This window comes from Ureibacillus massiliensis 4400831 = CIP 108448 = CCUG 49529, assembly GCF_000772965.1.
Lineage (GTDB): Bacteria > Bacillota > Bacilli > Bacillales_A > Planococcaceae > Ureibacillus > Ureibacillus massiliensis.
This window is the reverse complement of sequence record NZ_JPVQ01000068.1, coordinates 1-10,283: the sequence shown is the minus strand read 5'-3', so window position 1 is coordinate 10,283 and position 10,283 is coordinate 1. Positions and strand designations below refer to the sequence as shown.

Sequence of the window (10,283 nt, the reverse complement as noted above, 5' to 3'; positions counted from 1 at the left end):
AATAGTATTATTCAAAGACCGAAGGTTTGATTTATTTTCACAGAAAAAGTACTGAGAAGATATTTCCTCTCAGTACATTCTATTAGTCTCTTAAAGCATCTATCAATTCAGGACTATATTTCCCTTGGCGAAGCATTTCAATCTCTTCTTTATATGGCGCTTTTTTATTTTTCGCGTCATTTCCTACCCAAGGCGTTTCTAGTATTTTTGGTATCTCTTTAAATACTTCATGATGAACGATATTGTTTAAAGCTGTAAATCCAATATGACCAAAGCCAATATTTTCGTGTCTATCTTTTCCAGCACCACAAACATTTTTACTATCATTTACGTGAACAACTTTTATTCGATCTAGACCGATAATTTTATCGAATTGTTCTAAGACACCATCAAAGTCATTAATGATATCATAACCTGCGTCATGAGTATGACAAGTATCAAAACAAACGGAAAGTCGCTCATTGTTTGTTACACCATCAAAGATTTGAGCTAGTTCTTCAAAAGTTCGTCCAATTTCAGAACCTTTACCTGCCATTGTTTCCAATGCAATTTGTACTGGATGGTCTGTTGCCAATACTTCATTTAAGCCTTCAATAATTTTGGCAATTCCTGCTTCAACTCCAGCACCTACATGGGCTCCTGGATGCAGAACGATTTGAGTTGCACCGATTGCAGCTGTTCGTTCAATTTCCTTTTGCAAGAAATTTACACCTAGTTCAAAGGTTTCAGGCTTTGTTGTGTTTGCAATATTAATAATATAAGGAGCATGCACAACAATATTTGAAAGACCATTTTCTTTCATGTGGGCAAGACCTGCTTCAATATTTAACTCTTCGATTGGTTTACGACGAGTATTTTGAGGAGCACCGGTATAAATCATAAATGTTGATGCACCATATGACGCAGCTTCCTTACTGGAACCAAGCAGCATGTCTTTACCACTCATTGAAACATGTGAACCAATTAACATTCTCATTATCCTCCTACGCGAAGGGTTAACCAAAATGACACTGGTTTGTCATCGGTTTCCATATAAATATGGCTTTAAAAAAGCGATACTTGTAAAATTAACTTCGCGGTTTTTTATTATCTTGTTTCGTTCTTTTTTTACGTTCTTTCTTCTTGATTTTATCCATTTCCCATTTCATTGCACGTTTATAGCCAGGCTTTACTTTTTTAGGTTTACGAACCTTTGCTTTAGCAATCGCATCAATTTCATTTTCATGTTTCACACGATTTTTACGTGCATGACGTTCTTTTAATTCAATCCATTCACCTTTTTTTATATCCATTTGTTCAAATGGAATGCCCATCGCTTCGATACGAACAATTTTATCTTCATCTTCCGGCTCAAAAAGTGTGATGGCTGTTCCTTTATTACCTGCACGCGCAGTTCGCCCAACTCGGTGAATAAAGAATTCTAAATCATCTGGAATTTCATAGTTTATCACGTGAGAAATTCCCTGGATATCAATTCCACGTGCTGCTAAATCTGTTGCAACGATGTATTGATATTCTAAATCTCGAATTTGCTTCATCATTTTCTTTCGATCTCGAGGACTCAAATCACCATGAATTTGACCAGATTTAATTCCCTCTTCTGCTAAATATGAAGCAACCGCTTCTGCCGTTTTACGTGTATTACAGAAAATAACCGCTAAAAACGGATTAATTCCTTCAATCACTTCAACGAGTCTTCGATTACGAGATTTTGAGCGGATTGGAACAAGAACAAAGTTAATTCCTTCTGCAACAGGTCTTTTGTCGTTCATTTTAATATGAATTGGTGAATCCATATACTTTTTCAAAAACGGTTGTAACTTTTCTGGAATTGTTGCTGAGAATACATACATCTCTAGCTTTTCTGGCATTTTTGATGCGAATCCGTCAATATCCTCTATGAATCCCATATCGAAGGCTAAATCAGCTTCATCCACTACTAAAATCGGCGCTGTATGAACTAGTAACGCATTTTCATTTACTAGGTCTTTTATCCGTCCAGGTGTTCCAACAACGATTTGAGGTTGAGTTGTTTTTAATTTATCCATTGCTCGTAGTTTATCAGTACCACCAATAAACAATTTAGCTTGAATATTACTACCTTCGATTAATTGGTTCAATGCATCAAATATCTGCTGAGCTAATTCACGCGTCGGCGATGTAATGACTGCTTGTACCTCTTGTTTTTCTTCCTCAATACGTTGAACGATTGGCAATAGGAAACTATGTGTCTTCCCAGTACCTGTGTGCGCTTGTCCAATGGCACTTTTTCCTTTTAAAATTAAAGGAATCATTTCTTTTTGAATTGGAGTCGGTTCTGTAAAGCCTAATTTTGCAATTGCCTCACGAAGAAATGGCTTCAAATCATAATCCGAATACTTCGACATATTTCGTACCTCCTAACATGATTCATATTGTAACATCTCGCTACCTTAAAGAACAACAAAACAACTAATTGCGTGAATTTCCCGGTTATTTTATCCTATTTTTATACCGATGTTTAAAACTGTATATCATGAATTGGCTTACAATATGGGATTTAGATGTCTTTTTGCTTCAATATAAGGACAAAAAAAGACCAGCTAACAATATAGCTAGTCATTTATTGATTTAAAATGGCATAATTTTGTCAACAGGCTTTGGTGTTTTGATTTTCGGTAATATTTTATCAAGAGAAACAGAGCGATTTATTTCGTGTGTTGACGGATCATTATGATCAAATTTTTCTAAGAAATTAATCACTTCTTTTACAATTGGAGTTGGTGTAGAAGCACCAGCAGTGACTGCAACTTTTTCTACTCCTTCTAGCCATTCTAATTTTAATTCTGAAATATCTGCTATGCGATAGGCAGGTGTATTTGCAATTTCTTGTGACACTTGCGCCAATCGATTCGAATTATTAGACATTGGGTCCCCAACAACAATTGTCAAATCTGCCATTCCCGCTTGCTCTGCAACAGCTTCTTGTCGAACTTGAGTTGCTAAACAAATTTCTTTATGAATTTCGACATGAGGATATTTCACTTGCAGTAAATCCATTAAAAGTTTGACATCCCATTGACTCATAGTCGTTTGGTTTGTAACTAAAAGTTTATCATTCTTTAATTCTAGTTTTTCAACATCTTCCGCATTTTGAACAAGATGAACATGCGTAGGTGCAACACCTATAGCACCTTCTGGCTCTGGATGTCCTTTTTTACCAATATAGATGATGTCATACCCTTCAGCAGTCTTTTCACGTATTAAATCATGTGTCACTGTAACATCGGGGCATGTGGCATCAATTGCAACAAGGCCTTTTCTCTTTGCTATTTCTCTAATTTCAGGTGATACACCATGAGCAGTAAAGATGACTGTACCTTCATTAACTTGCTCTATGATCTCTTTTCGATTCGGACCATCAAGAGTAATAATTCCATCTTTTTCAAATGCATCTGTTACATGTTTATTATGAACGATCATACCTAATATATAGATAGGTCTCGGTAATGATTTATCTAATGAAGCGTTTCGCGCGATTACCATAGCATCGACTACCCCATAACAATATCCACGGGGATTAATCTTAATAACTTGCATCATGTCAACTCCTTTTGTTGTAACCATAGCTATATTATAAAGGAGGATGACATTTAATACAAAGATTCATTGTTTAAAAGTTATAATTCATCGATATCAAATGGTGGTTGGAATATTTTCGGAACTGAAGGTTTTGTCTTTTTAGGTGGTGATATTTTTTCTACGGTTTTTGTTGGATTTTTTCTTTCTCTTTGCACTGGGAAAAAGCTATGTGGAGCACGATTTTGTTTACTATCTTCTTTAATAATAGTTTGTTCTTCATATTTTCTATTTCTTGGTCTGCTTCTTTTATCATCATCATTTGTATTACGTTTACTTACTTGTTTCACTTCTTCACTTTCTTTATATTCGTATTCAAATTCTGATGACTCATACGAATACTCATCGTCTTCTTCCTCGTCTTTAGCATCTGGTGCAGATTTGAAGCCTTTATAAATTCTCCATAATGCGGGTAAATTCCTAAACAATGGTGTTGCTTGAGCAATATATGGTTGAAAACTTTGAGCTGTTGATAAAAATCGATTTGCAGTTTCCATGAAAGATTCTAGTTTCGGCATAGCTCCCTTTGGTCCAGTTGGGCCAGGTGGTGGAATAGGTGGAGCCATACCGGGTCTGAACCCACGTGGAGCTTGTTGATATCCATAATTAGGCATGCGGCTAGGACCACGGAATTGTGGAAACGGTCTATTTGGCATTTGGTAATAGAAGTTGTGATTTCGCATGTTAATCTCCTTTCTTAATAAATAAGAATCCAATTGGCGTAGGTGTTCTATCAGCTATCATATGCAACTATATGTACATTTGTAATAGGTTAACTGCCCAAAAAAAAAGACGACTTCGTTATTTATAAGTCGTCTTTTAAATCATATAAAATATTGGTTGATGGGTCTTCCAATTCCACCGTAATGAACATCCACTTTTAAAAGCTTTTGCTTTTCTAGAAAGTCCAAGTATCTTCTTGCTGTTACTCGCGCAACCCCTATACCCGCAGCTACTTCATCCGCAGACGCACCATCTTTTGATTGTTTTATAAAGTTTAACACCTTTTCAAGGGTCGCACGGTTAAAACCTTTTGGTAAATCTATAATATTATTTAAATTCGTTTCCGTATGAACTTTTACCTCATTAAATTGATGAATCATTTCGTCTAATTCTTTTTGTGTTACATCTTCAACACCTTGAGTCATTATTTTAAATTTATAATAATTTTGTAAAGTTTTTTGTATTCGTTCAAAGGTAAATGGTTTCATAATATAGTCGTATACACCTAAGTGTAGGATTTGTTGAATTGTCTGCATATCATTTGCTGCAGTTACTGTAATTACATCGACCGGAACGTTTTCTCTTCTTATTTTTCTCAAAGTTTCTAAACCGTCTTGTTCAGGCATAAAAATATCCATAATAACTACCTCAGGCTTCAGTTCTATAATCTTTGCAAAGCCCTCTACACCATTACTAGACATGCCAATCACATGAAAGCCTTCGATTCGTTCTATAAACTGTCTATTTACTTCACGAACCATTGGATCATCCTCAACAAGTAGAACGTTTATTTTCGTCACCATTGCTCCTCCTATATGTCAAATGTTATTAAAAAAGTCGTACCCTTATTAAGTTCACTTGTCACTTCAATAGTACCATTACCCTTTTTCACAATCTCACTTATTAAGTAAAGGCCTATACCACGGTTTTCCTTCGCTTTTGTTGAATAGCCGTTTTCAAAAATTCTTTCGGCTGTTTCTTTTGACATACCAATGCCATTATCACTTACTAGTATTGCAAGTACTCCATCCTGATCATCGATTGAAATCGTAATTTCTTTGTTTTCTTTTTCAATTTCATTTAGGGCATCAAATGCATTTTCTATTAAGTTTCCAAATAATACTACAAAGTCATGCTGATCAAGCTTATCCGGAAACCTCGTAAATTTACTTTCTGGATCTATCGTTACTTTAATTTCAAGCTCTTTACCACGGCTAATTTTACTTAATAATAAACCTGAAATATTTTCATTGTAAATTCGTTCATTTAAGAATTTTGTAATATTGTCGTGTTCATCACTGACCTGCGAGATATATTCTAAGGCTTGCTTAGTATGTCCTAGATGAAGTAACCCCGCGATCGTATGTAATTTATTTTTATATTCATGAGTATGAACGCGCAACGCTTTTACACCTGTTAACTCTTCAGCTAATTGTTTTATCGCTGTTAAATCCTTGAATACTGCTACAGTACCTACCCTTTTTCCATCCACATGTATTGGCACACGATTGTTTAAAATACTACGCTGATTGATGTAAATTTCCTGATTATAATCTGACCCCTCTGGTAAAACAATATCTGGAAGTCTCGAGTCAGGGAGTACATCAAAAATATTTTTACCAATTAAATTAGCTGGGTTCTCCTTGATACCTAAAATTTCAGCAGCAGTATTATTAAAAATCGTTATATTTAATTTACTATCAACAGCAATAATGCCTTCATGCATCGCGTTAAAAGTCTCAGTACGTTCCACATACATTTTTGATATTTCATGTGGTTCTAGACCAAACATTTGCTTTTTAATGTGACGGCCAAGCGTACGAGCACCCCACACACTAAATAAAACAATCAAACCAATTGCAATAAAAATCTCGGTTTTAAAATCTTCCAAAATTTGAAGGATGGTAGGAATTTCATAACCAACGACAGTAACACCGACCTGAATATTTTCGCTATTCATTATTGGTACAAAGGCCCGAATCATTGGCCCTTTTTCTCCTACCGCTTTTGATAAATAATAATGTTGAGCAAAAGCAGGGTTTATATCGGTAGATTCACTTAGTTGTCCAATTTCATCTTTGGATGGATGCGAATATTTTAATTTTCCCATATTCATAACGACGATATATTCAGGGTTATGGATGCTTCTGATTTCTTCTACTATTTGATTGATTCCTTTAGAAGCTTCATTAAAATCTTCACTTTGCAATAAGTTACTGATTTCTGGTAAATTGGAGACTGTACGAGCGACCAACATCGCTTTTTGTCCAATTTCTTCTTCCTGATCTTTAATAATACTTCCAATCACAAATGTTCCAGCAATGAAAAAAGAGAAGGCAATAATGAAAAACGTTAATAACATGATTTTTTCATTTACTGATATTTTACGTTTGTACATTAACTTCCCTCTCTTTCATTGTTTCTTCGTATGTTCTATTTGTATAATTTAACTAATCTATTATTCGTGGTGAGAAATTTGAAAAACTTTATAATCGGTTCAATTATAACAATGATAATATTAATCGTCTTAGTAGGTTATCGTCAAAATTTTTTTTCTACAAAAACATACCCCTACGATGACGAACAGGTAGGCTTAGAAAATCAGGTCATCATAAAATTTAGTCATGTAGTCGCTGAAAACACTCCAAAAGGGATGGCGGCAGAAAAATTTGCAGACTTAGTCAACGAGAAAAGTAATGGAAGAATCATTGTACAAGTTTACCCAAATGGTATGCTTTACTCTGATGACAAAGAGCTACAAGCATTAAAAGAAGGTGAGATTCAAATGATTGCACCTTCCTTTTCAAAAATGACGGACTATTTACCAAATTGGCAAGTGTTAGATTTACCGTTTTTAGTTGAAGATGAGGAACAGTTAGAAAAGGTTTTAACAGGTAATCTTAGTAAACAATTACTTTCTGAATTGGATTCTTTAAATATAAAAGGGCTAACATTTTGGAGTAATGGATTTAAACAAATTGCCACTAGTGGTACGCCAATCATTGAATTACAGGATTTTTGGCATAAAAAGGTAAGAATGATGTCTAGTGATATATTAAAGGAACAGTATTTATTGTTAAGAGCCAAACCTGTGGATACTACTTTTGATACCCTATACAATGATTTGGAAAATCACTTAATTGAAGCGCAGGAAAATACTATTTCGAACCTTTATTCTAAAAAGTTCTACCAGATTGAAAATCAGATTACATTATCGAACCATGGTATTCTCTGTTATGCGGTTATGTTCAATGAAGAATTTTGGAATAATTTAAACTCTGAAACTCAATCAATTATTATTGAATCATTAAATGAAATGCAGGAATGGCAATTTAACCAAGCTAAATTAATAAACGAAAAGAATTTAGTTTCACTATCTAATGAAGAAAATGTTCAAATCTATGAACTTGATGAAATCAATAAAACTAAATGGAAGAAAAAATTAAGCCCAATATATGATTACTATCGTAAAAATGTAAATGCTCAATATTTAGATGAGCTTTTGGAGGAAATTAACAATTAAATTAAACGATTTATTGAACATAATAAACAATATTAAGGCTATCTATTAAAATAGGTAGTCTTATTTTCATTTGTCCTATAACAAGAAAAAGTCGTTTCACACCAGTAGTATAACAGGATAAACCCTTAATAATTCTATATTCCTTTGAAAAACTAATTGAAAATGAACTAAACGAACTATATGACCTTTAAAAACTAAACAGCTTTTTCAGAATTTAATCCGTTATGATATGTCTATGAAAGCGATAACATAATTTTTTTAGTCATATGCATAGGGGGATGGAAGTATTGAAATTACTTAAAAATTTAACTGCTCAAGTTATTCTCGCAATTATTCTCGGTATTATTGTAGGGTTTATTTGGCCAGAATTTGGTGCAAGCCTAAAAATATTAGCCGATTTATTTATTAAATTAATTAAGATGTTAATCGCTCCGATCATCTTCTTAACAGTTGCTATAGGTATTGGGGCAATGGGCGATATGAAGAAGGTTGGTAAAATCGGAGGTAAAGCATTACTATACTTCGAAATCGTTTCAACTATTGCTTTAGCTATCGGTATTGCTGTAGCATTGGTCGTTAATGCAGGTCATGGTATTGATACCTCTTCAGCTGAAGGCGCAGATGTTTCTAAATACACAACTGCTGCAGCAGAACAAGATCATAGTATTGGTGCATTCATTAGTGATATAATCCCTGAGAATTTTATTGGTGCATTAGCTAATGGTGAATTATTACCAACATTGATGGCGGCAGTATTATTTGGTTTAGCAGCAGCAGCACTTGGCGAAAAATCAAAACCGGTTATTTCATTCCTGGAAGTTGTATCAGAGATATTCTTTAAAATTGTCGGTATGGTTATGCGTTTTTCTCCAATTGGTGCATTTGGGGCAATGGCGTTTACAATTGGTAACTTTGGTATAGATTCATTGCGTAATTTAGGGTTATTAATGGCGGCAATTTATATCACAATGTTCTTATTCATTGTCTTTGTTCTTGGTTCCATTGCAAAATTCTATGGTATTAATATCTTTAAATTTATTGCTTATATTAAACAAGAGCTTTTCTTAGTAATTGGTACCTCTTCTTCAGAGTCTGCATTACCATCTTTAATGAAAAAACTCGAAAACATGGGATGTTCTAAATCGACAGTTGGTTTAGTTGTTCCAACAGGCTATTCATTCAACCTAGATGGAACTGCAATTTATTTATCAATGGCGGCTCTATTTATTGCGCAAGCCTATGGAGTAGAACTTTCTTGGATTCAAATTTTAACACTTCTTGGAATCTTAATGATTACATCTAAAGGCGCCGCAGGGGTTACAGGATCAGGTTTCATTGTATTAGCAGCAACATTAGCAGCATTCCCAATGATTCCTGTTGAAGGTATCTTCTTGTTAATCGGGGTTGACCGCTTCATGTCTGAAGCACGTGCAATTACGAATATCATTGGAAATGGTTTAGCGGCAGTCGTTATTTCAAAATCAGAAAAAGAGTTTGATGTAGCAAAATTTGATCACTTAAAAGAAGAACATTCACATTCACATGCATAATCTATAATTTGTTTGTCCTCTATAATTGAAATATAGTGTTAAATGAGTAAAACCCCGAATGGTAATCACTTTAAAGTGTACTTTTCGGGGTTTGTTCTTTTGGAAATATAAACTGAAATTTACATTGCCTACTGTTTTATTCATTCTTTATTTATATAGTTTTTTATTCTATTTGTAATACATTATTTTATTTTCGAGAACTGCAATATATTTTTTGCAAATTCTTCATATGAAATTGAATTTCCCCAACGGTTATACCACTTTCGAATTGTTTCTACTAACCAGAAAGGAACTGGATTCCCGTCTAACAAATGATAATATTGTTCATATGCTTTTTTTAAATACTCCCACCTAAAATCATTGCCTGGTTGCGAGTATTCAGAGACATCAATAATTTTTGCTCTTCCGTTTTGAAGTAAAATATTTTTTAAATGGATATCACGTGGATTTAGTCCTTTTTTACGAACATATTCTCTTGCATCCTCCACGTCTTGTATAACCTGTTTTGGAATATGAACACCTTGAAGAATGCAATCATAAAGTGTAATTCCATGCTCATAGCTTAAAACAAGAGTATGGTCAAATGATGCAAAGCATGTTGGAAAATAAGGTGAATCTTCTAAAATACGATAAATATTTGCCTCGATTTTTACTTTTTCTATTTTCTCTGTCGCGTATATTTTAAATGCATAGGCTGGAGCATTTAGATGTTGAAAGACAGCAGCATCTGTTCCCACACCTATACACTTCAAATCATCCGCATCACCGACAATGGTTACCGGATCGTTATTTGAATTTGACAACACAGTAATTTTAGAAAGAGAATCTTTTGCTAACGCCCAGTTGTGTTCCATATAATTCCCCCTCTA

The 10,283-nt window shown here is 34.1% G+C and carries 9 protein-coding genes; 2 read left to right on the top strand and 7 right to left on the bottom strand.

Translation table 11 applies throughout. The features are described from left to right. Nucleotides 1–82: 82 nt before the first annotated feature. From CD30_RS18060 to CD30_RS18035, 6 genes are all read right to left on the bottom strand, one after another. Nucleotides 83–970 (bottom strand): deoxyribonuclease IV, encoded by an 888-nt coding sequence (locus CD30_RS18060; RefSeq protein WP_036180187.1) that lies wholly within the window; start codon nucleotides 968–970, stop codon nucleotides 83–85. 97 nt (nucleotides 971–1,067) lie between these two features. Next, nucleotides 1,068–2,387 carry a DEAD/DEAH box helicase gene (locus CD30_RS18055; protein WP_036180184.1) on the bottom strand — a complete coding sequence of 440 codons (1,320 nt, stop codon included), beginning with the start codon at nucleotides 2,385–2,387 and terminating at the stop codon, nucleotides 1,068–1,070. A gap of 223 nt (nucleotides 2,388–2,610) precedes the next feature. Next, nucleotides 2,611–3,579 carry a 4-hydroxy-3-methylbut-2-enyl diphosphate reductase gene (locus CD30_RS18050; protein ID WP_036180181.1) on the bottom strand — a complete coding sequence of 323 codons (969 nt, stop codon included), beginning with the start codon at nucleotides 3,577–3,579 and terminating at the stop codon, nucleotides 2,611–2,613. A gap of 80 nt (nucleotides 3,580–3,659) precedes the next feature. Continuing rightward, the gene (gene vrrA / locus CD30_RS18045; RefSeq protein WP_036180178.1) at nucleotides 3,660–4,301 is read right to left on the bottom strand and encodes a VrrA/YqfQ family protein; all 642 of its coding nucleotides are present in this window, start codon (nucleotides 4,299–4,301) and stop codon (nucleotides 3,660–3,662) included. A gap of 141 nt (nucleotides 4,302–4,442) precedes the next feature. Then, complete coding sequence (locus CD30_RS18040; protein WP_036180175.1) at nucleotides 4,443–5,141, bottom strand: response regulator; 699 nt, start codon at nucleotides 5,139–5,141, stop codon at nucleotides 4,443–4,445. A gap of 11 nt (nucleotides 5,142–5,152) precedes the next feature. After that, nucleotides 5,153–6,739: an ATP-binding protein gene (locus tag CD30_RS18035; protein ID WP_036180172.1), complete on the bottom strand. Its 1,587-nt coding sequence runs from the start codon at nucleotides 6,737–6,739 to the stop codon at nucleotides 5,153–5,155. Between the two features lie 78 nt (nucleotides 6,740–6,817). Here CD30_RS18035 and CD30_RS18030 point away from each other — a divergent pair, with 78 nt between their 5' ends. Both CD30_RS18030 and CD30_RS18025 read left to right on the top strand, forming a co-directional pair. Beyond that, nucleotides 6,818–7,864 carry a DctP family TRAP transporter solute-binding subunit gene (locus CD30_RS18030; protein WP_036180169.1) on the top strand — a complete coding sequence of 349 codons (1,047 nt, stop codon included), beginning with the start codon at nucleotides 6,818–6,820 and terminating at the stop codon, nucleotides 7,862–7,864. 287 nt (nucleotides 7,865–8,151) lie between these two features. Then, nucleotides 8,152–9,414: a dicarboxylate/amino acid:cation symporter gene (locus tag CD30_RS18025; protein ID WP_052126313.1), complete on the top strand. Its 1,263-nt coding sequence runs from the start codon at nucleotides 8,152–8,154 to the stop codon at nucleotides 9,412–9,414. Nucleotides 9,415–9,596: 182 nt separating this feature from the next. Here the strand turns inward: CD30_RS18025 and CD30_RS18020 are convergent, their stop codons facing one another. Then, nucleotides 9,597–10,268 carry a serine/threonine protein kinase gene (locus tag CD30_RS18020; protein WP_036180166.1) on the bottom strand — a complete coding sequence of 224 codons (672 nt, stop codon included), beginning with the start codon at nucleotides 10,266–10,268 and terminating at the stop codon, nucleotides 9,597–9,599. Nucleotides 10,269–10,283: the final 15 nt, after the last annotated feature.

Coding starts and splice junctions, on each gene's coding strand:
- CD30_RS18060 (WP_036180187.1), bottom strand. CDS start 970: ATGTTAATTGGTTCACATGTTTCAATGAGTGGTAAAGACATGCTGCTT.
- CD30_RS18055 (WP_036180184.1), bottom strand. CDS start 2,387: ATGTCGAAGTATTCGGATTATGATTTGAAGCCATTTCTTCGTGAGGCA.
- CD30_RS18050 (WP_036180181.1), bottom strand. CDS start 3,579: ATGCAAGTTATTAAGATTAATCCCCGTGGATATTGTTATGGGGTAGTC.
- vrrA (WP_036180178.1), bottom strand. CDS start 4,301: ATGCGAAATCACAACTTCTATTACCAAATGCCAAATAGACCGTTTCCA.
- CD30_RS18035 (WP_036180172.1), bottom strand. CDS start 6,739: ATGTACAAACGTAAAATATCAGTAAATGAAAAAATCATGTTATTAACG.
- CD30_RS18020 (WP_036180166.1), bottom strand. CDS start 10,268: ATGGAACACAACTGGGCGTTAGCAAAAGATTCTCTTTCTAAAATTACT.